Here is a 21,257-nt window from a genome sequence, read left to right on the forward strand (position 1 = left end):
TCACCGGCATGAGTCTGACCCTGGCGAAATACCTCGCGGCGATGCGTGAGGGCAAGCCGATCAACTATCCTGCGTTCCTCAAACAACTGCCGCCGGATCTTGCCGCCCGGCACCGCGAATGTTTTGAGCTGGACCGGGTGTCGCAGCAACGCTGGCGGGTGACCTGTCGGGATGAGGCCGTGATGACGGAGCTGGAGCGTTTGGCCCAGGCGCCGTCATCCCGTCGCGACGCCGCACTGCAGGGGGATTCCCACCGCCGGGTGACGGCAACCGCCTTCGTTCTGGTTTACCATGACGTCCTTGCGGACCCGCGACCGGATGTGGCGTGCCTGCATGCCGATGCCAGCCATATTGGCTTTACGCCCAAATCGACGGCGCTGGTGATCGAAAACGAGGATAATTTCGCCCACTACCCCCAGATGCTGGCTTTCGCCGGCAACTGCCTGGGCGAGACGCTGTCGCTGGCGACCTGTGACGTCATCCTGGGCGGAGGCCATCGCGTGCTGCGTGAGCCGGTGACCGACTGGCTGGCCGGCTATGACCGCATCCTCTGCGCCTTCGATTACGACCTGGGCGGCCTGAAAATGTATCAGGCGTTGCAGGTACGGCTGGGCGATCGGGTGCAGTTCCTGCAGCCGCCGGACTGGACGCCGTATCGCGACGGCTTCCGGAAAACACCGCAGACACCGCAGCGACTCATGGACGCCATCAACCGGGCGTCGACGCTGGGCTTTGCCGGGCTGGCCTCGCTGTTCAGCGAGACCCGGAAATTTATGGAACAGGAGATCATTCTGGATGAGCACTGAGGGGATGCCCCAAAGCGAAGCGCAGGCCTATTTCCGCTTCGGGATTCGCCGCCTGGTGCTGGTGGATTCGGCGGGCTTCTGTTACGTCGAGATTCCCCTGAACCAGCACGCCCTGCTGCTCGGCAGCGGCAACCTCGGCAAGTCGAGCCTGCTGAACTCGCTGCGGCTGTTCCTGCTGCCGGAGAGCAACTTCCGCAACAGCAAGAACAAGTTTGCCTTCCGTAACGCCAGCGCCGGCAGCTTCTACACCAACGAGGAAAGTTACCAGCACTACTTCCCCAGCCAGTCCAGTTTCCTGATCATGGAAGTGGAAAGCCCGTCCGGCACCCATTGCCAGGTGCTTTACCGGGAGCACAGCAGCCAGTTGAGCTACGGCCGGATCTTCGTGCCGGTGGCCTACGACCAGCTGCGTGGCCTGTTCTGGCACTGCGCAGAAGATGACGCCGACGGCATCGGTGAGGCGGTGTCCGGGCTGTCCGTGGGTAAGGTGACCGAGGCGCTGAAGAAGCGGTCCCGGGAGACGGTGGTGACCAGCGATCCCGGCAAGCTCAAGTCGATGCTCTACAGTTCCGACCTGATGTCGCCGGACGCGGTACGCTACTCCGTGCTGCCCCTGGCGGATCCCGACGAGCGCAAGATCCAGTCCCTGCGCACGCTGATCCTGCTGCTGTTCGAGATGAAGGCCGACGACAAGGCCATGGCCCACGCGGTGGCCAGCATCATCGAAGCCGACAAGAAATTCGCCGACGACGCCTTCGAGCTGGATATCGACCAGTTTCTCGAGCGCCACGACCAGCTCAAACGCCGGCAGGAACACCTGACCCGGATCGAATCCGCCCGCCCGCAGTTCGACAAGCTGCAGGCGGCGTTCGAGCGCTACCAGACCCTGACCCGCACCCAGCATGACTTTGCCGCCTTCCGCGACGGGCTGGCCCAGGCCCTGAAAGACATCGGCCAACAACGGCAGGATGCGGATCGCGAGCGGGATGACCTGCAGGGCACGCTCAAGCAGTCCCAAAAACAGCTCAATACCCTGAAGACGGATCAGAACCGGCTGGAAGGGGAGATCAAGGCGCAGAAGTCGGTCCTGACCAAAGCCGAGAAGACCCAGAGCGATGGCGAGATCCTGGTGTCGCGCTATGGCGATATGTCCTCCGAGGAAATCCAGGCCGCCCTGGACGAGGCGCTGGAGGACAGCCAGGCCCAGCTCAACGCGCTGAACAGCGCGGCCCAGGCGGAACAGCGCAAGATCCAGTTGAACAAGAACATCGAGAAGCTGGAAGCGGACCTGAAGTCGGTGACCGAGCGCGAGCAGCGCGCCCAGTGGCAGCTCCAGAACCAGTTGGACGATGACGTCGTGGCTCCGCTGCGGGCGGTGAACCCGCGTCTGGTGTCGGCCAGCCCGGGGCAGGCGCTGGATGACGAGACCAAAGCCACGCTGAGCCGGATGGCTGCATTGTTCGAAAAGACCGAGCAGGGCTACGACTGGTTCGATACCGCCTTGCCGGCGAGGGCCGCGCAGGCGGACGACTTCCCGGCCCAGCGCCGCAAGCTGGACGGCGAACTCAACGCCGCCCGCCGCCAGCTGGCGGAACTGGACGACAATGCCAGCGGTGGTCCGGATCGCGCGCAGCGCATCCAGCAGGCGGAGAAGGACATCGTCGCCACCCGCAAGGATCTGGACATCCTCAAGCGCCTGCCCAGCGCCGCCACCAACATCGAGGACGCCGGGCAGGCCATCGATGAGGCCAATCGCACGCTGGCCGAACTGGAAGAGAAAATGGCCATCGAGCGGGAGCGCGTCGAAGCCGTCGGCGCCAAGCTGGACAAGGCCCAGACGGCAGCCAAACGCGCCCAGGAACGCCAGACCGAACTGCTCCACCTGCAAAACAACGTGACCGCCGATCAGCGCCGGTTCCCATCGCTGCAATCCGTGGAAGCGGACGAGCCGCTGGCGGCCGATGCGCTGACCGTCGCGCGCCAGGACGACATCCGCAGCGGTCTGGAGGAGATGGAGCGCCTGCGCTTCAGCATCCTGGAAAGCCTGCGCCGGCTGGTCAACAAAGGCATTGGCGAGGACCGCGAGGGCGCGCTGGAAAGCGACAGCCCGAGCTGGCAGACGATCCGCGATACCTTCAAGTCGCTGTCGGATCTGTTTAACGGGCTGGCCGAGAGCGGCCGGGTCCTGCGGGAGCAGATCGATTGGCACAACGAGACGGTGGCGAGCTATCGCCAGGCGCTGAAAGCCAACAGCGAGCACATCCGGCGCTTCGAAACGGCCCTGAACCGGGAACTGGACGGCGTCACCATCAACGATCTGGTGGAGATCCGCGTCGATATCCACACCGATCCCAAGTTCCACAACCTGGTGGAGGAATCCGCCGCGATCGACCCGTACGCCTCGGGCAAGCTCCAGTCCGACGCCTTCTACGATCGCCTGCGGGTCTTCGTCGCCGAGTTCTTCGGGGATCAGAAGAGTGGCAACCGCCTGACCATGGACAAGGTGGTCACCGGCGTCTCTTATCGCACCCGCAAGCAGTCCGCCACCTCGCTGGACACCAAGGGCCAGTCCACCTCGACCACGGCCCTGATCAACCTGGAGTTGGTCCACCGCCTGCTGCGGCGGGTGCTGTATCCGCAGATCAGCCTGTCCTTCCCGATGGTGCTGGACGAGCTGGCCAGCGTCGACGTCAGTCAGGTGCCGGCGCTGCTGGAGCGCCTGCAGCACCAGGGCTTCAACCTGTTTTCGGCGGCCACCCACAGCGCCAGTCCGGAGCTGATTTTCCAGGTCGGCCGTCATCTGGAAGTGGGGCAGATGCGCACCGACCGGCCCTACAGCGCCAGTCGCAACCTGGTGTTCTGGGGCGGCCCGGAAGGCTTCAGTAACCGGGATGGCCTCGCCGAATGGTTCGACCAGACGCAGCATCACCTGCTGGATGTGAGCCATGAGCAGTAAGCGGTTCAGCACCCTCGACACCACGCGGCTGCTGTTCGAACACCCGCGGGTCCTGTTCCGGGTGATCGAGCGTATGGACCGGGAGTCGGTGCGCTACGTGCGCGAGAGCGAGCTGGCGATGGACGTGCTCGACTACGTGCGCGATCTCAAGCGCACGGAGCAGGAGCGCATCCGCACCGGGTTCAGTACCGACAATCTGTTCCGTACCGGGCTGGTGATCGACATCGTCAAGGCCGAAGGCGAGCGCCGGCTGGTGTTCCAGGAGGCGCTGCTCAACCTGATCCGGGCCTGCAACGCCTCGCTCTACCAGGAGCTGACCGACGCCCGCCTGCGGGGCCATCTGGTCACCCTGCGGGACATCCACGACCGGCTCACCCTGAGTACCTTCAACGACGCCGATCCGGATTTCACCGAGCTGCGGGACGACCTGAACGAGCGGGTCAGCCTGCTGATCGGCCTGCTGCGCCAGAACATCCTGCGCATGCAGACCCTGAGCGCCGACCTGGCCGACATGTCCGGCGATGCGAGTCGGGAGCCGGAGCAGTTCACTGCCTTCCGCCAGGATCTGCTGGAGCGCATCGCCACCCTGTACGAGCGGCACATCCAGCCGACGCTGGTGTTCCTCAACCCGGACACGCGCCTGCCAGACGGCGCCAACCTGTTCGCGACGCTGGAAGGGATCATCCGGCTGCTGGAGCAGAACCGGCAGCAGGACATCGCCGACCAGATGTTCCGCTCGTCCCTGAGTCTCAACGCGCTGCACAAGCCCATCCAGAGCCTGGCGGCCGAGGTGGATCACTTCCTGCGCAAGACCCGCCGCAGCATGATCCAGTACAACGCCATGGAGCATTTCTTCGGTCAGTTGCGTGAGCTGAAGGAAGAGACCGAAACCCTTAACCTCAAGAAGAAGTGGCTGGACGGCAGCGACTTCTCCCGCACCACCGGTTTCCTGGTGGGGCTCAAGGCCCAGAGCCGGCCGAAGCAGTATGCATTCGGACAATCGTCCAGCTACTACCAATTGCTGTTCTCCGAGCTGGATCTGCGGCTGGCGGACCTGGGACGCAAGGCACAGGTGCCCGATCTGGGCAAGACGGGTGCGGCCGGCAAGGACCCGAAAGTCGACGCCGAGCGCATACAGACCCTGTACCAGTGGCTGGAAACCCTGCAACTGCGGCCTACCGGCGATCTGGTGCGCGAGCTGCACGGCCGCCTGGACGGCGTGGTGGAAGGGTATCGGTTCCCGGATCTGCTGGCGGCGGTCAACCGCCTGAACCACAAGCATCCGGAGGGTTTCCGGGTGGTCACCACCAACCGTTTCCAGACCCTGGAAGCGGACGCCCGGACCGACGACATTGCCGATGTCTTCGTCTATCGCCGGCGCCGCCTGGAGCCGCGCCCGAATTCAATCACCGAACAGGAAGCAGCGAACCATGCCGGATCCTGAACACGCTCTGTCCGTCGACACCGCGAGGCCGGCGGAACCGACCGCTTCGACAAACGGCTTCGATCACATTGCCCCGGCACAGAGCGCGGCGTTGTTCCGCGAACTGGCCGCCGGCAAGGTCATCGTGCGGGACGTTTACAACGCCAACCGCGCGGAACTGGAAGCCAACCCGCTCTACAACCTGCTGTACAACAACCTGTCCCATTTTCGGGTGTTCTACGAGCATCTGGGCAGCGAGTTGGTCTTCAACGAAAACGGTGCGTTCTTCTACCTGCGCGAGAACACCGACGAGGACAGCGAGGAGCACGACGAAAACGCCTTCCGGGTGCAGGTCTGTCTGCTGTTGATCGGGCGTTATTTTGCGCGGTCAGGTCGGGATCTGGAGTATCTGGGCCGGCCGGACGCCGGCCTGCGCGACGAGGACGTGGATGCCCTGGAGGCGGACGAGGAGTACCGCGACATCCTGCGAGCCGCCCGCTTCGAGAAGGGTACCAGCGAAGCGCTGGACTACCTGGGCAAGCGCCAGCTCCTGTTCAGGACCGGGCCCAAGCGCTACTTCCTGAGTTCCGCGGGGATGCACTTCCTGCAGCAACTGGTTCAGGAGTACGAAGCCAGGGAAGAGACGGCCAGATAGTACAGACCATTGGTACTTGGCCGTCGCGAAGTTAAATCAACGCTGCCCGTTATTTTAATTTCACTGAAAAAATAAAATAAGGACCAGGGAACCAGAGGATTTTAACTTGCCTTGGCCTGACGCCATGCCTTGAGTTCTGCCACTGCCAGTTTCGACACGGCGTTGAGCTCGCTGCCGTCGCTCTCGGCGTAGGCGATGATCTGGTCTTTCATACTGCGGGCCCAGAACTTCTTTAGATGGGTGGCGACCATGTCCGCGGCGTGCTTGGCCTCACCGTGATGCAGGTTGTTGTCGCTGATCTGGTTGATCATCTCGATCAGGTGATGCAGTTCGTTGTTCACGTCTTGTTCTCCTGCATGGCGCCGGCCGGTTGGGCCGACGTCTCTCCGCAATGGTATATCACGTGGCGACCCGGACGGGCGAAACCGATCAGGGTCAGGTTGGCCTTGCGCGCCTCGCGGATCGCCAGGCCGGTCGGCGCTGAAACCGCGACCAGGCAGCCGATGCCGACCATGGCGCTTTTCTGCACCATCTCGAAACTGCCCCGGCTGGAGACCAGCGCGAACCCGGTCCCGAAATCATGGCCCTGCCGCAGCCAGTGGCCCACCAGCTTGTCGAGCGCGTTGTGCCGGCCCACGTCCTCTCGCACGGCGAGAATCGAGCCGTCTACGTCGCACCAGGCTGCGGCGTGGGTGGCACCGGTTTCGGCTTGCAGTGGCTGGTGCTGTTTCAGCTCGCGTACCGCTTTCTGCACGGCCTCGTCGGTGATGGCCGGGTGAGCCCCCACCCCCGGGATGTCCCGGATGGCGTGCTCCAGTGATTCGGTGCCGCACAGCCCGCAACCGGTCCGGCCGGTCATGTTGCGGCGCTGGGCTTTCAAAGCAAACATCCGTTCGCTGGCGATGGTCATCTCGACTGTCGCTCCCGCCGGACTGAAATGCACCTCGATGTCGTAGAGTTCATCCGGACGGTCCAGGATGGATTCGGTCAGGCTGAAACCGGTCGCAAAGTCCTCCAGGTCCACCGGCGTCGCCATCATCACGGCGTGGGAAATGCCGTTGTAGACCATCGCCACCGGCATTTCCTCGGCCACGACGTCCTCGGCTTCCCCGCTGTGTTCCGTCCCGCGTTCGTCGACGCGGGTCCGGAACAGGGGCGAGAGGCCGTCCGGCGGTGTGGCCGGGTCTTCTCCGTCATTTAAGGACAAAGTTGGACTCATCTTTCGATTTTTCGAGATATTCGTGTTGCTTCTCGTCGAAGGACCGGAAATGCTTCTGCCATTCCGACGGCTGCGACACTTTTTCCACCTGCACCGCTGTGACCTTGTATTCCGGGCAGTTGGTGGCCCAGTCCGAGCTGTCGGTGGTGATCACGTTGGCCCCGCTGCCCGGATGGTGGAAGGTGGTATACACCACCCCGGGCTGCATGCGATCGCTGATACGGCAGCGTAGCACGGTCTGGCCGACCCGACTGCTCACGCCCAGCCAGTCGCCGTCGCTGATGCCCCGCAATTCCGCATCGCTGGGATGGATTTCCAGCACGTCCTCTTCGTGCCAGCGGCTGTTCTCGGTGCGCCGGGTCTGGGCGCCGACGTTATATTGGCTGAGAATCCGGCCGGTGGTCAGCAGCAGCGGGTAGCGCCGGGTGCTGCGTTCCGGCGTGGCGACGTATTCGGTGATCGCGAAATGCCCCTTGCCGATGGGGAAGTCCAGCTCGTGCATGGTGGGCGTGCCGTCCGGGTGTTCGGCGTTACACGGCCACTGGATGCTGCCCAGCTCGTCCAGCTTCGCGTAGCTGACCCCGGTAAAGGTCGGCGTGAGCTGGGCGATCTCGTCCATGATTTCGGACGGGTGGCTGTAGTTCATCGGGTAGCCCAGGGCGTTGGCCAGATCCTGGGTGACCTCCCAATCTTCCTTGCCGGCCACTGGCGCCATCACCTTGCGCACCCGGTTGATGCGGCGTTCGGCGTTGGTGAAGGTGCCGTTCTTCTCCAGGAAGGTGGAGCCCGGCAGCAGCACGTGGGCGTACTTGGCGGTCTCGTTCAGGAAGATGTCCTGCACGATCAGGCAATCCAGGGACGTCAGCGCCTGCTCCACGTGCTGGGTGTTGGGATCGGACTGGGCGATGTCTTCGCCCTGCACGTACAGCGCCTTGAAATGGCCCGCGATGGCGGCGTCGAACATGTTGGGAATGCGCAGGCCCGGCTCGTCGTCGATCTTCACGTGCCACAGGTTTTCGAAGCGCTCGCGCACGGCGGGATCGCCCACATGCTGGTAGCCCGGCAGCTCGTGCGGGAAGGAGCCCATGTCGCAGGAGCCCTGCACGTTGTTCTGGCCCCGCAGCGGGTTCACGCCCACGCCTTCACGGCCGAGGTTGCCGGTGGCCATCGCCAGGTTGGCAATGCCCATCACCATGGTGGAGCCCTGGCTGTGTTCGGTCACACCCAGGCCGTAGTAGATGGCGCCGTTACCGGCGTTGGCGTAAGCGCGGGCCGCCTTGCGAACCTGTTCGGCGGGGACACCCGTCTCCGCTTCCAGTGCTTCAGGAGAGTTTCGTTCCTCGCTGATGAAGTCGCGCCAAGCTTTGTACGCGTCGCCTTCACAGCGTTTGTTGATGAAATCCGTGTCTTCCAGCCCTTCAGTGACGACCACATGGGCCAATGAGTTGATCAGCGCCACGTTGGTGCCGGGCCGCAGCGGCAGGTGCATGCTGGTGCTGCCATGGGGCGTCTTCAGCAGGTCGATCCGACGCGGGTCGGCGACGATCAGGGTGGCACCCTGGCGCAGGCGGCGGCGCATCTGCGAGGCGAACACCGGGTGGGCATCGGTCGGGTTGGCGCCGATGACCAGGATGGTGTCGGCCTTCATCACGGAGTCAAAAGTCTGGGTGCCGGCGGATTCGCCGATGGTGGTCTTCAGACCATAGCCGGTCGGGGAATGGCAGACCCGGGCGCAGGTGTCGGTGTTGTTGTTGCCGAAGCCGGCGCGCACCAGCTTCTGCACCAGGTAGGTTTCCTCGTTGGTGCAGCGGGAGGAGGTGATGCCGCCGATACTTTCACGGCCGTATTCGGCCTGGATATCCTTGAGGCGTTTGGCGGAGAAGTTGATGGCTTCTTCCCAGGACACGGTGCGCCAGGGCTGGTCGATGGAATCGCGGATCATCGGTTCGGTGATGCGATCCTTGTGGGTGGCGTAGCCGAAGGCAAAGCGGCCTTTCACGCAGGAGTGGCCGTGGTTCGCGTCGCCGCCCTTGTAGGGCACCATGCGCACCAGCTGGTCGCCTTTCATCTCCGCCTTGAACGAGCAGCCCACGCCGCAGTAAGCGCAGGTGGTGACGACGCTGTGCTCCGGCACACCTTCCTCGATCACACTCTTTTCCATCAGCGTCGACGTCGGGCAGGCCTGCACGCAGGCGCCGCAGGACACGCACTCGGAATCCATGAAGTCTTCGTCCTGGCTGGCGGCCACCTTGGAGTCAAAACCGCGGCCGTCGATGGTGAGGGCGAAGGTGCCCTGGACTTCCTCGCAGGCCCGCACGCAGCGGGAGCAGACGATGCACTTGCTGGGATCGAAGCTGAAGTAGGGGTTGGAGGCGTCGGTTTCCGCGTCCAGGTGGTTCGCACCGTCAAACCCGTAGCGTACGTCCCGAAGGCCGACGGCCCCGGCCATGTCCTGCAGCTCGCAGTCGCCGTTGGCGGGGCAGGTCAGGCAGTCCAGCGGGTGGTCGGAGATGTACAGCTCCATAATGTTGCGCCGCAGCTTGGCGAGCTTGCCGGTCTGGGTATGGACTTCCATGCCCTCCGCCACCGGCGTGGTGCAGGACGCGGGATAGCCGCGCTTGCCTTCGATTTCCACCGCGCAAAGCCGGCAGGAGCCAAAGGCCTCCAGGTTGTCCGAGGCGCAGAGTTTGGGCACGGTGATGCCGGCCAGCGCGGCAGCACGCATCACGGAGGTACCTTCCGGGACGCTGATCTCGACGCCATCGATGGTCAGGGCCACGGCTTTTTCGGAGAGCTGGGCCGGAGTGCCGTAATCCCGGTCGGGATCGATGCGGTATTGGCTGGGGTCGAAATAGTTCAGCATGAGGTGTCTCCCCTCCGTCAGGCTTTCTGCCGGGTCAGGTCATTCGGGAAATGCTTCATCACACTCTGCACGGGAAAGGGCGTCATTCCGCCCATGGCGCAGAGCGAGCCGTCCACCATGGTTTCGCAGAGGTCGGTCAGCAGCGTGAGGTTGGCGTCGGCATTTTCGCCGGCGCGGATGCGGTCAATGACTTCGACGCCGCGCACCGCGCCAATCCGGCAGGGGGTGCACTTGCCGCAGGATTCGACGCTGCAGAATTCCATGGCGAAGCGGGCCTGTTCGCCCATGTCCACGGTGTCATCGAACATCACTACGCCGCCGTGGCCGACCACACCGCCGAACTCGGCGAAGGCTTCGTAATCGATGGGCGTATCCCACTGGCTTTCCGGCAGGTAGGCGCCGAGCGGTCCGCCGACCTGCACGGCTTTGAGCGAACGGCCACTCAGGGTGCCGCCACCGAAGTCTTCCATCAGTGCCCGCAGGGTGATGCCGAACGCCAGCTCCACCAGGCCGCCGCGTTTAACGTTGCCAGCCAGTTGCATGGGGAGCGTGCCGCGGGATTTGCCCATGCCGTAATCGGCGTAGGCTTGTGCGCCCTGATCGAGGATGTAGGGCACGGCTGCCAGGGACAGTACGTTGTTAACCACAGTCGGTCGGCCAAACAGGCCTTTGATGGCGGGCAGCGGCGGCTTGGCGCGCACCATGCCCCGTTTGCCTTCCAGGCTGTCCAGCAGGGACGTTTCCTCGCCGCAGATGTAGGCACCGGCGCCGAGGCGGACTTCCAGGTCGAAGTGTTTGCCGCTGCCGCGGATGTTCTGGCCCAGATAGCCGGCCTTGTAGGCCCGGTCCAGGGCTTCGTTGAAAATGCGATGCGCTACCGGGTATTCCGAGCGCAGGTAGATGTAGCCCTGACTGGCGCCGACGGCGAGCCCGGCGATGGTCATGCCCTCGATCAGCATGTACGGGTCGCATTCCATCACCAGCCGGTCGGCGAAGGTGCCGGAGTCGCCCTCGTCCGCATTGCAGACGATGTACTTCTGGCCTTCCGGCTCGTCGTGTACGGTCTGCCATTTGATGCCGGTGGGGAAGGCGGCGCCGCCGCGACCGCGCAGGCCCGAGTCTTTCACCGCATCGACGATTGCCTGGCCGTCCATGTTGAGGGCGTTTTCCAGGCCGGCGAAGCCGCGATGGGCGCGGTAGTCCTCGATGGACAGCGGGTCGGTCACGCCAATCCGGGAGAAGGTCAGACGCTGCTGTTTCTTAAGGTATGGAATCTCGTCGGTCAGGCCGTGGGCCAGCGGATGTTCCGCTTTGCCCTCGAACAAGCCGGCTTCGACAAGACCACTCACGTCTGACGCTTCCACAGGGCCATAGGCAACGCGGCCCTCCGATGTCTCCACCTCGACCAGTGGCTCCAGCCAGAACAGGCCGCGGGACCCGTTGCGCACGAGTTTGATATCGACGCCTTTGGCTTTGGCGGCCTGCTGCAGCGCGTCGGCCACGGCGTTGGCACCCAGGGCCAGGGCCGTCGTGTCGCAAGGCACATAGACGGTCACAGTCATCACTTTACCTCCACGGCGGTCGTGGTCAGGTTGTCCACCAGTCGGTCAAACTTGTCGGCGTCCATGCGGCCGTGGATGTCGTCATCCACCCGGATGGACGGGCCGCAGGCACAATTGCCGAGGCAGTACACCGGCTCCAGCGTGAATTCGTTGTCGCGGCTGGTGTGGTGGTAGTCGACGCCCAGGCGCTCCTTGACGTGCGCCTCCAGCTGGCGGGCGCCAACGGCCTGGCAGGCTTCGGCCCGGCAAACCTGGACGACATGGCTCCCGGAGGGCTGGGTCCGGAAGTGGTGGTAGAAGCTGATGATGCCGTGTACTTCTGCGCGGGTGTGGCGCAGGGATTCGGCAATGATCGGGACGGCTGCTTCCGGAATATAACCGAAGCGGTCCTGGATCGCGTGGAGGATCGGCAACATGGCGCCGGGCATGTCTTTATGCGCGTCGACCGCCTGCTGGATCAGCTCGGGCGTCCAGTCCTGTACGGGTTGGGGACCGGCGTGTGGCATGGCAGTTATCTCATCAGGTTGTTAGTGGATCGCTTTTATAGGAACGATCGTTCTTAATTGTTTTGGCTTTTGAGACGTTATGGGGCCAAAATAGCACTCCCCTATCGCCCCATAAATATGAATAACAATGCATAGAAAAAAGCTGAGTATCTCGCCGGCCTGGGTGTTTCGCAGCGACGACGGCGAGCTTTTCGACCCGGTCCTGTTCCGGCTGATCAAGAGCCTGAGGGACTCCGGTAAACTCACCCTGGCGGCCGAGGAGGCCCGGATTTCCTATCGTCACGCCTGGAACTTGCTTAACCGGGGAGCCGATTTCTTCGGGCTCCCGTTGGTCAATATGCGCAAGGGGCAGGGCACGAAACTCTCGCCGTTGGGCGAGAAACTGCTCTGGTCCGAGCAGCGTGTGAAGGCGCGACTGGGGCCGCAAATGGACAGCATGGCGTCGGAATTGAACAACCAGCTGCAGCAGTTGCTGGCCGGTGCGCATCCGATTCTCAGGCTGCACGCCAGTCATGGTTATGCGGTGGCGCTGCTGCCCGACTTTGCCGATCAGGTGGAGCTGGACCTGCAGTACTGCAATCCGGCCGAGGCGCTGAATGCGCTGGGTCGCGGGGACTGCGACATCGCCAGTTTCCATTTTCCGTCCTGCTCGCGGCTGGCGGATCAGGTGATGCGGGCCTACCGGGATCAGCTCGACCTGAAGAGCCTGCGGATCATCCGGTTTGTCACCCGGGAGCAGGGGCTCATCATTCGCAGCGACACCCGGAAGGACGTGACCGGTCTTGCTGACCTCACGCGTCCGGACATCCGCTTTATCAATCGCGATGAACATTCCGGTACCCGTATCCTCTTCAACATGCTGTTGGCCGAGCAGGGCATTACCGAAAACCAGATCAACGGCGCCGAGCGGGAAGAGTTCACCCACACGGCCGTGGCGGCCTATGTGGCCGCCGGCATGGCGGATGTCGGTTTCGGGGTGGAGGCGGCTGCGGCCCAGTTCGGCCTCGACTTTATCCACCTCTCCACCGAACACTACCTGCTGATCTGTCCCGAAGAGCGACTGCAGCAGGAGAATATGCAGCAGCTGCTCGCGGTGATGAGTTCGGAGCCGTTCCTGGCCGAGATCGACAAACTGGCCGGCTATGCCCCGGATCGTTGTGGCGAGATCTGTACCTTCGCGCAGTTGCTGGAAAGCGATCGCGCCTGAATCGCCGGGCGCCGTGACGACGCCCGGCAAACTCACCTGAGACTCATGTCAGAACAGGGCGGCCGCCTTGGCCAGCGCGATGTACAGGCCGATCAGGAAGGGCACGCCCACCCCGAGCCAGGCCAGTACGCCGCCGATGCCGAAGCTGCCTCGCGCCGCCGTCTCTGCGTTGGCCGAGATGCTGTCGTCGTGCTGCAGGGAGCGTTCCTTCTCCACTTCCTCGTCGGTCATGTGGTGCTCTTCCTTCACCGGTTTGACCAGCAGGTTGCAGATCAGGCCCGCGAACAGGAGGCCGGCCATGATGTACAGCGTGCGGTCGTACACCTGGCTGGGTTCAAGGCCGGCATTAAGCTGGGCTTCGCGCAGCGCCGCAATCACCAGCGGACCGACAATCCCGGCCGCGGACCAGGCCGTCAGCAGGCGACCGTGGATCGCACCGACCATCTGCGTCCCGAAGATGTCCGCCAGGTACGCCGGCACTGTGGCAAAGCCACCGCCATACATACTGAGGATGATGCAGATGGAGATGACGAACATCAGCGGCATGCCCAGATGGCCCCAGGTGGGCAGCAGGCAGTAGACGATCATCCCGAGGATGAAGAAGGTGTAGTAGGTGTTCTTGCGGCCGATCTTGTCGGACAGTGAGGCCCAGAACAGGCGGCCCACGCTGTTGAACAGACTGATCAGGCCGACCAGGCCCGCGGCCGCTGCCGCCACCGCCGCTGATTGCGCGGCTGTCAGCGCTGCGCCACCGTTATCGATGCCGACCAGCTCCCCGCCGAATACATCCTGCAGCATCGGGCTGGCCATGGAGATCACCGCAATGCCGGCGGTCACGTTCAGGAACAGCACGCCCCAGATCAGCCAGAACTGGCGTGTCTTCCAGGCCGTATCGAGATGCACGTGGCGACGGGTAATCATGCCGCTGCCGTGTGCTTCCTTCGGTGGTGTCCAGCCTTCAGGCTTCCAGCCGTTGGGCGGCACGCGGAAGCCGATGGCGCCGGAGGCCATCACCACGATGTAGATCGCACCCATCACCACCAGGGTCATGGCAACGCCGGTACCACCGGAGCCGGTGAAGTGGCCCATCAGCAGGACGGCCAGCGGCGCGCCGATCATTGCGCCACCGCCGTAGCCCATGATGGCGAAACCGGTGGCCATGCCGCGACGGTCCGGGAACCATTTGATCAAGGTCGAAACGGGAGTGATGTAACCCAGCCCCTGGCCGATACCGCCGAGGATGCCGCAGCCCAGGTAGACCAACCACAGCTGGTGCACCATCACACCGATGCCGCCAACGATCAGGCCGCCACCCCAGCACAGTGCTGCGATACAGCCGGCCTTGCGCGGACCGGCGTGTTCAAGCCAGCCGCCCCAGAGGGCTGCCGACACACCGAGCATGGCGATAAAGGTTTCGAAGATGTGGGTGACCTGCGGCACCGTCCAGTTACAGGAGGTGGTGGTCAGCGCCTGGAAGAAGCTCAGGTTCGAGCACATGGCTGGATCAGCATTGGTGACGATGTGAGTCATCGGCAGCCAAAACACCGAGAAGCCGTAGGCCATCCCGATACACAGGTGGATTGCCAGCGCGGCAGTCGGCACCAGCCATCGGTTGAATTGCGGACCGGCGATGGTCCGTTCACGAGAGAAGAAGCCGGCCGAGCCCCGGCCGTTCGACGCGAGCGCGCCGTCTTCAGTAATGCCGTCCATATACAATCCTCTCTCTTTTTATTGCTTATGCGTCACAGCGCTTGCCGTGGCGAGGTTGGGGTCCATTGGGATCGTTACCGTTCGCTGGTCAGCCTTCGGCGATATCGCCTGATGAAATCGAGAGGCGAGGGTCGAATACCTACAGCGTGCACAGCCTTGGTGAGATCAAGCAGGGCGGTTGTAAGGGATGGTGGTAAGCCGAGATCCCCTGTCCGACAATCCTGGCGCGCGATGATTCCTCTCATAGCGGCTCTCATTGTTGTTGTTTTATATGCATGGTATTTCATAGGTGTTACAGGTCGTGAACATGTAATCACCAATGATGGATTGCAGTTAAAAGTGGTTAGGCCTGCAACTAGCCAAAAGTCTTATGATTTAACGTGCATATATTGAGCGAGGCTAAATAAAATCAGGGGGTCGCCAGACGGGACGCCGTCTGGCGGGGAGGTCAGCCGTGAAACGACGGCTGACGATGAAGAAATCTATGGTGATGATTGGGCGGGTGTATGGAGATTACCAGCCGCTGGTTGGGACACCGTGTTGCTTGAGGTAGTCGCCGTTTTCTTTGAGATAACGCTTGGTGGCCGCCCGATAGTCATTGGGATCGCCGCCAATTTCGTTGGCTTGCATTCGGGCGACTTCGACCTCGTTGCCGATTTGGTTCATGATCCAGAGGACAATCTCTCCTCCTGGAGCTAACCCAATGACAAGCATGTCTCTGGGGCCCTCAAAGGAACCAAGGCTGGTTGTATATTCAGCAGGTTCGCTCATCTTTTCTTTGATTTTTTCAGGTATCGATATAAGCCGCTGGTAATATTTTTGATCTGCAAAGGAGAACCACTGAATGCCAATGTAATTTGGGAAAGGGCGCATTGATCCGCCAGGGCCGATCGGCCCGTTATCACCTTTCCAGCAGCATTCGACGCCCCCAACTGGCATGCGCCAATGTCTTTCTCCTGATTTCTCGAACTCCAGATGCTCAACCCACACCCGGTAGTGTTCCGGTGCAGCTACGGAATAGGACCAGTGCTTGTCGTTGGCTTCCAGGCTTGAGCAGCCTTGAATTGACAAAGTGGTGGCAGCCAAGGCCGCGAGGAAAACGAAATGTTTCATGAGTTCTCTGGCTCGTTGGGGTGAATAATACGATCTCTGTTTGAGGCTGGCGTAAATGGCATCAGCGGTTCAAAAGGAAGTTCGAACTCTGTGATCATGTCGCCAAGCATAAATTCGATAGTGTTGAAGTTATCGGAGTGGTGAATATAGCGCTGTCTGAGTAGCTGGCTCATTTCTTGTTGGAGTTCGGGGCTGGACTTCCCCTGACGCACCACCTGATCTGATAGCGATTGGTAAACGGCATCCAGTTCTTTCGGCAACTTGGACTTGTCCTCCATTGAGTCCAGTGGTTCGAAAGGTACGTCTGCTTTCAGCGCAAATTCATGCATTAGATGCAAAGGGATTCGAGAGAGTTCGCCTCGCAAGTGACGGTTCATTTCAAGACTCAGCTTAACCCTCCCGTATGGTGGCGGGTCGGTTCGCATATGCTTCTTGATTCCGAGATAGGGAGCGTTATCTGTCGGAATCTCAATGCTGTCTTTGCCTACCCATCCTTCGGATTTCGTTTTCTCCAAGATGGAATTCAAGTTATCCCACTCGAGAGATTCTTCGGGCCATTGGGTATGACGGTCGGCGAGTGTGAGCTGCCTGGCGAGCCGAACGGACTCTGTAGACTCATCATGATAACCACCACCAACATCGGAATGTGCACCGGGTAGAGATATCTCGAAAAAGTTACCGGGTAGATCGCCCTTGCTGTTGTATAAGCTGTTGAGCGCAAAAGTCTCCCTGCATTCGTCGGCTGCAGTTAGATGCACCGCCGCTTTCACATTCTCTGGATCCAGATAGATATTTACCGGATCAGTTATATCGTTTGAGGCAGATAAATCGCCAGTTGCAAGATTTACGATGCCTGCCACGGTATCAAATAGTCCAACAAATCGAATCTCGACTTGTTCTGGCCAGGGCATATTTTGTTGCCCGACCATGCTGCCCAATTGCCCATCTTTACCTTTTGCAATCTCAGAGACAGCGTGTCGTACTGCAGCAGAGCCACGACTAAACCCGAATATATCGATTGTCAGTTGGTCAACGGTTTGTTGGCCTGCCAAAGCGCGCAAGCGTGATGCAGTCTGTTCAAGTGCGTCCGTTACTTGGTGAATTATTCCTGAGTGCCACAAACCCGTTGCAGAGCTAATCAGCGAGTCATCCGAGCCTGTCGATGTACCGACGCCGGGGCCATATATGCTTCCTCTTTTGATGTTTGCTTTGGCTGTTTCGCTTTCCGCTTCTCTGTACAGGCTGTAAAGCTTGGAGACGTTGGTCTCCCCGTTTGCGTAGCTATCACCCATAATGAGTGCCAGCCGGTGCCTGCACTCCTGATCACTGATTTCACCTCGTTGGTGCGGAGTGAGGCAGGTCTCTTTGACATTTTTTCTGAAGATTTCGATATTGCCAGCGTTGTTGAGAGTGCCATCTAAGAACAGTCCCAACTCAACAATGAGCTTCTTTTCGGGCTTTTCCTGATATGCCTCCTCTGATTGGGCTTCCAACGGCGCCACCCCAGCAGCAGCCCCAACCGGCAACGACAAATTCTTCTGCGAATCCCGCCTGACCTGCTCACGCTCCGCCGCTCGTTGCTCCCGAAGATCACTGTCAAAAGAACTGGCTGACAGATGCCCCACGCCTCCCGGCCCGAGATGTTCAACCTGCTCCGGGGTAATTTGCCAGTCGTTCAGTCGGGTGACACGGGAGGCCATGTCCAGGCCGTGGACGTCTTTCAAAACGGTCCAGCGACCAGGCAGGGCGCCGCCATTCTGCCAGGCGATCAGCGGGCTGAACGGGGGCGTGTCGGTGATGCCTTTAACCATGACGAGCGAGCCATCCCGCAATTTTGTCCTGAGACGGTCCATGCGTTCGCTGTCTGACCGGTAGGGGCTGCCAATAAAATCATCGGCGAGTCTGAGTGCTTCGCTGAGACTGGGGCTGGCGATTGACGTACTGAGCGGGAGGCTACTTGGAGCGAATTCGGGGGATTCAATGCGGGGGAGATCCCGAAGTGTGAGATCTCGAGGGTGTTTGATCTGCATGTGCGTTCCTTGCGTTTCGGGGACTGCGCAAATCCGTTGCGCGAAATCTCGCCTGCTGTGTAGACCGGATCCGTGATCTGGCAGGCGTCACGGCACGGTAATCAAACGCGCCGATGGGTGCAAATGCGAGGCATGATCGCGGTCAGTTTGACCAGCAGGTGCCAATAGGGAATAGAGCGAAAAGCCGGTCAGACCAATGGCCTGACCGGAGGAAGAAGGGGAGACTAGCCAAAGACCGACAAGGCAACAAAGGTGCCTGAAATCGCCACACCGGCGATCACCAGCCAGATCAACAGGTAGCCCATGATGTCCCGGGCGGATAGGCCAGCAACGCCCAGCAGCGGCAGCGCCCAGAACGGCTGGATCTGGTTGGTCCAGCCATCGCCCCAGGCGAAGGCCATGATGGTCTGGGCCGGGTCGGCACCGATGGCGGCGGCCGCCTGCATCATGATCGGGCCCTGGATGGCCCACTGGCCGCCGCCAGACGGGATGAAGAAATTCACAATGCCGGCGGACAGGAACGTCAGCAGCGGGAAGCTGGTGGGTGTAGCGATGGAAATAATCGCTTCACTGAACTGGGTCACCAGTCCCGCGCTGGTCATCATGCCCGCGATCCCGGCGTAGAGCGGGAACTGCACGATGATGCCGCGAGCCGCGTTGACCGCCTTTTCAGCCGCGTGTAAGTAGGCCGCCGGGCTCTTGTGCAAGAGCAGTCCCAGCGCCAGGAAGATCACGATGATGGTGTTCAGGTTGATGCTGAAGCCCTTGTCGATCACTTGACCGACCAGGAAGGCCGCGGCGATCAGTCCCAGGAGCAGCGTCGGCCAGCGGCTGTTTTCCAGCCGGTCGGACGGGCTCATGGACGCCTTGTCGAGAACTTCTTCGTCTTGGCGTTCGTCGCCGACACGCAGCGTCACGATTTTCTCCGGCTGTTTTTGCAGCAAGAAGAAGATGATGAGCAAGACCAGCAGGGCCAGCGTCAGCGCAATATTCCACGATGAGTACAGGGTTTCCGTGACCGGCACGATGCCGATGCTGTCTTCCATGAAGTGCCCCGGCGTGGCGATGACCAGCGGGATGGACGACGACGGACCGCGCACCAGCTCGCCGCCGTAGGCCGCGGCCACGATCAGCGGGAAGTGCAGCCCCTTGATACGGGCTCCCATTTCACGAGCCAGGATAGCGCCGGTCACCATGCCGAAGCCCCAGTTCAGGTAGTAGCAGACAAAGCTGACCACAATGGTCAGCACCATCGCCTGTTTGGGGGTGCTGGCGTGTTTGGTCATGCCGGTCAGCAGGGTCTGTACCACTGGCGTCAGCGCCAGCACGTAGCCCGTCAGTAGCACCAGGGTCATCTGCATCCCGAACTTGAACAGCTTCGAGAAGCCCCCTCCCCAGTAGTTGGCCATGTCCATGGGGGAGTGGTCGGTGAGGGTGACGCCCAGCAGGAAGACGATGGCGGTCAGCAGGATCGCCAGCACAAAGGCGCTGGGGAGGTAGCGTTGCACGATACGGACGGAGAAGTTGGTCACGGCTTGCATGGTTATTAAGTTCTCGGTTTGGTTTCGCGAGTTGACGGGTCATCAGCGCCGTCAGCTTTTGGAGTACCAACTCCCTGGCCAAAGAGGTTCCCTGGCGCCTTCTGGCGTCTCTCTTTCGGTTAGGGAGGATCGGCGATTGGGACCCGCGCGGGCCTGGCATCCATGCTTATTTTTTTTATGTGAGTTCGTAATGCGAACATAAGTTAATTATACGAACATGATCGCCGATGCGCTGAAGAGCGTCAAGAGTAGGTGCCTATATTTTGGTCGTGGTCTTATGTACGGAGGCCCGCCGCACTACCCGATAAAGGTGAACAGGTTCGGGAATATAAATAGAGGGCCGTCGTTGAGGTATTGAGTGGCGGCGGCGGGTGACGGTCTAGGCTACTACGCCAGACTGGCGGAGGGCTTCGATTGCCTGGTCGTCGAGTTGAAGATCGTCACGAAGCAAAGCTTGTGTGTTGGCGCCCAGTTCTGGCGGTGCCGCATGATAGCGCGCCGGCGTGGTGCTGAATTTCGCGGGGAAAGCCACTGTCTGAATGGTCGCACCGTCGGCCCGGGTGAGCGGTACCACCATCTCACGGGCTTTCACCTGTGGATCGTCGAACACTTCCGGCACGGTGTTGATGGGGCCGCAGGGAACAGCTTCCTGTTCCAGGCGAGCGATGATCTCGTCACGGGTAAAAGCGGTCAAACGCACTTCCAGGGCGGGTTCCAACCGATCCCGGTGCTCGACGCGACCGGCATTGGTGGCGAAGCGTTCGTCGTCCGCCAGAGCCTCAAGGCCGAGCACCTGACACAGGGAGCGGAACTGACGATCGTTACCGCAGGCGATGATGACGTGGCCATCCTTCACCGGGTAGGCGCGGTAGGGCACCAGGTTGGGGTGGTTGTTGCCCATCGGCTTCGGTGTGCGTTGGCCGACGAGCCAGTTGGCCCCCTGATTGGCGAGCATGGCGACCTGGCAGTCCAGCAGCGAGCAGTCGATGTGCTGGCCTTCGCCGGTCTGGTCGCGGCTGGCGATTGCGGCGAGGATCGACGTGGCGGCGTACATGCCGGTGAACTCGTCGGCAATGGCAACACCGGTCTTCACCGGTTGTGCGGGTTGCTCATCGGTTTCCGGGAGGCCGGTCATGCTCATCAGCCCGCCCATGCCCTGGATCAGGAAATCATAGCCGGCGCGATTGGCGTAGGGGCCGGTCTGGCCGAAGCCTGTAATGGAGCAGTAGACCAGGCGCGGGTTGATGGCTCGCAAGCTGTCGTAGTCGAGGCCGTATTTTTTCAGGCCGCCGACCTTGAAGTTCTCCACCAAAATATCCGCGGATTGGGCCAGTTTGCGGATCAGCTCGGCGCCTTCCGGTCTGGAGAAATCGACGCACACCGATTCCTTGTTGCGGTTGCAGCAGGTGAAGTAGGCGGCGTCAGCGTTTTCGGTCTGACCGTCGTCTGTTTCGCGAGTGAGGAACGGTGGGCCCCAGCGACGGGTATCGTCACCGGCCGGGCTTTCCACCTTGATCACCCGGGCGCCGAGATCGGCCAGGATCTGCGTGGTCCAGGGGCCGGCCAGGATCCGGCTCAGGTCGAGGACCGTCAGGTGACTCAGTGGCCCGGAAGAAGACTTTTCGGACATGACAGCGTCCTTCGTCATATGAAGGGGTGGCCCGCT

The 21,257-nt window shown here is 61.6% G+C and carries 15 protein-coding genes; 5 read left to right on the forward strand and 10 right to left on the reverse strand.

Annotated elements, in window-relative coordinates; all coding sequences use genetic code 11:
• Window positions 1-8: 8 nt before the first annotated feature.
• From EB809_RS17200 to EB809_RS17215, 4 genes are read left to right on the forward strand one after another with little or no spacing between them, the layout of a single operon-like run.
• Window positions 9-806 (forward strand): hypothetical protein, encoded by a 798-nt coding sequence (locus tag EB809_RS17200; protein WP_223808014.1) that lies wholly within the window; start codon window positions 9-11, stop codon window positions 804-806.
• On the forward strand, window positions 796-3,762 hold the full coding sequence (locus tag EB809_RS17205) for a hypothetical protein (RefSeq protein ID WP_223808015.1): 2,967 nt from the start codon (window positions 796-798) through the stop codon (window positions 3,760-3,762). The genes EB809_RS17200 and EB809_RS17205 overlap by 11 nt, the downstream gene beginning before the upstream one ends.
• Window positions 3,752-5,206: a hypothetical protein gene (locus EB809_RS17210; RefSeq protein WP_123636075.1), complete on the forward strand. Its 1,455-nt coding sequence runs from the start codon at window positions 3,752-3,754 to the stop codon at window positions 5,204-5,206. Before EB809_RS17205 ends, EB809_RS17210 begins: the two co-directional genes overlap by 11 nt.
• Window positions 5,193-5,840 (forward strand): condensin complex protein MksE, encoded by a 648-nt coding sequence (locus EB809_RS17215; protein ID WP_223808016.1) that lies wholly within the window; start codon window positions 5,193-5,195, stop codon window positions 5,838-5,840. The genes EB809_RS17210 and EB809_RS17215 overlap by 14 nt, the downstream gene beginning before the upstream one ends.
• Window positions 5,841-5,941: 101 nt before the next feature.
• Here EB809_RS17215 and EB809_RS17220 read toward each other — a convergent pair whose 3' ends face one another.
• From EB809_RS17220 to EB809_RS17240, 5 genes are read right to left on the reverse strand one after another with little or no spacing between them, the layout of a single operon-like run.
• Window positions 5,942-6,181: a formate dehydrogenase subunit delta gene (locus tag EB809_RS17220; protein WP_223808017.1), complete on the reverse strand. Its 240-nt coding sequence runs from the start codon at window positions 6,179-6,181 to the stop codon at window positions 5,942-5,944.
• Window positions 6,178-7,047: a formate dehydrogenase accessory sulfurtransferase FdhD gene (fdhD, locus tag EB809_RS17225; protein WP_223808018.1), complete on the reverse strand. Its 870-nt coding sequence runs from the start codon at window positions 7,045-7,047 to the stop codon at window positions 6,178-6,180. Before fdhD ends, EB809_RS17220 begins: the two co-directional genes overlap by 4 nt.
• The gene (gene fdhF, locus EB809_RS17230) at window positions 7,034-9,922 is read right to left on the reverse strand and encodes a formate dehydrogenase subunit alpha (RefSeq protein ID WP_123636077.1); all 2,889 of its coding nucleotides are present in this window, start codon (window positions 9,920-9,922) and stop codon (window positions 7,034-7,036) included. The genes fdhD and fdhF overlap by 14 nt, the downstream gene beginning before the upstream one ends.
• A gap of 17 nt (window positions 9,923-9,939) precedes the next feature.
• On the reverse strand, window positions 9,940-11,484 hold the full coding sequence (locus tag EB809_RS17235; protein WP_123636078.1) for a formate dehydrogenase beta subunit: 1,545 nt from the start codon (window positions 11,482-11,484) through the stop codon (window positions 9,940-9,942).
• Window positions 11,484-11,990: a formate dehydrogenase subunit gamma gene (locus EB809_RS17240; RefSeq protein ID WP_123636079.1), complete on the reverse strand. Its 507-nt coding sequence runs from the start codon at window positions 11,988-11,990 to the stop codon at window positions 11,484-11,486. The genes EB809_RS17235 and EB809_RS17240 overlap by 1 nt, the downstream gene beginning before the upstream one ends.
• A gap of 127 nt (window positions 11,991-12,117) precedes the next feature.
• On the opposite strand from EB809_RS17240, the gene EB809_RS17245 reads away from it, so the two are divergent.
• The gene (locus tag EB809_RS17245) at window positions 12,118-13,197 is read left to right on the forward strand and encodes a substrate-binding domain-containing protein (protein WP_123636080.1); all 1,080 of its coding nucleotides are present in this window, start codon (window positions 12,118-12,120) and stop codon (window positions 13,195-13,197) included.
• Window positions 13,198-13,245: 48 nt separating this feature from the next.
• On the opposite strand, the gene EB809_RS17250 is transcribed toward EB809_RS17245, so the two are convergent.
• From EB809_RS17250 to EB809_RS17270, 5 genes are all read right to left on the reverse strand, one after another.
• On the reverse strand, window positions 13,246-14,907 hold the full coding sequence (locus EB809_RS17250) for an OFA family MFS transporter (protein WP_123636081.1): 1,662 nt from the start codon (window positions 14,905-14,907) through the stop codon (window positions 13,246-13,248).
• A 513-nt stretch (window positions 14,908-15,420) separates the two neighbouring features.
• Entirely contained in the window at window positions 15,421-16,020 is a 600-nt protein-coding gene (locus EB809_RS17255; RefSeq protein ID WP_123636082.1) for a DUF2931 family protein, read from the reverse strand.
• Window positions 16,017-18,050 carry a T6SS phospholipase effector Tle1-like catalytic domain-containing protein gene (locus EB809_RS17260; RefSeq protein ID WP_123636083.1) on the reverse strand — a complete coding sequence of 678 codons (2,034 nt, stop codon included), beginning with the start codon at window positions 18,048-18,050 and terminating at the stop codon, window positions 16,017-16,019. The genes EB809_RS17255 and EB809_RS17260 overlap by 4 nt, the downstream gene beginning before the upstream one ends.
• Before the next feature lie 224 nt (window positions 18,051-18,274).
• On the reverse strand, window positions 18,275-19,591 hold the full coding sequence (locus tag EB809_RS17265) for a short-chain fatty acid transporter (protein ID WP_123636084.1): 1,317 nt from the start codon (window positions 19,589-19,591) through the stop codon (window positions 18,275-18,277).
• A gap of 379 nt (window positions 19,592-19,970) precedes the next feature.
• A complete protein-coding gene (locus EB809_RS17270) occupies window positions 19,971-21,221 on the reverse strand; it encodes a CaiB/BaiF CoA transferase family protein (RefSeq protein ID WP_123636085.1) in 1,251 nt (416 codons plus the stop codon).
• Between the last annotated feature and the right edge of the window lie 36 nt (window positions 21,222-21,257).

Origin of the sequence: Marinobacter sp. R17 (assembly GCF_003789045.1) — a bacterium.
Taxonomy (GTDB): Bacteria; Pseudomonadota; Gammaproteobacteria; order Pseudomonadales; family Oleiphilaceae; genus Marinobacter_A; species Marinobacter_A mangrovi.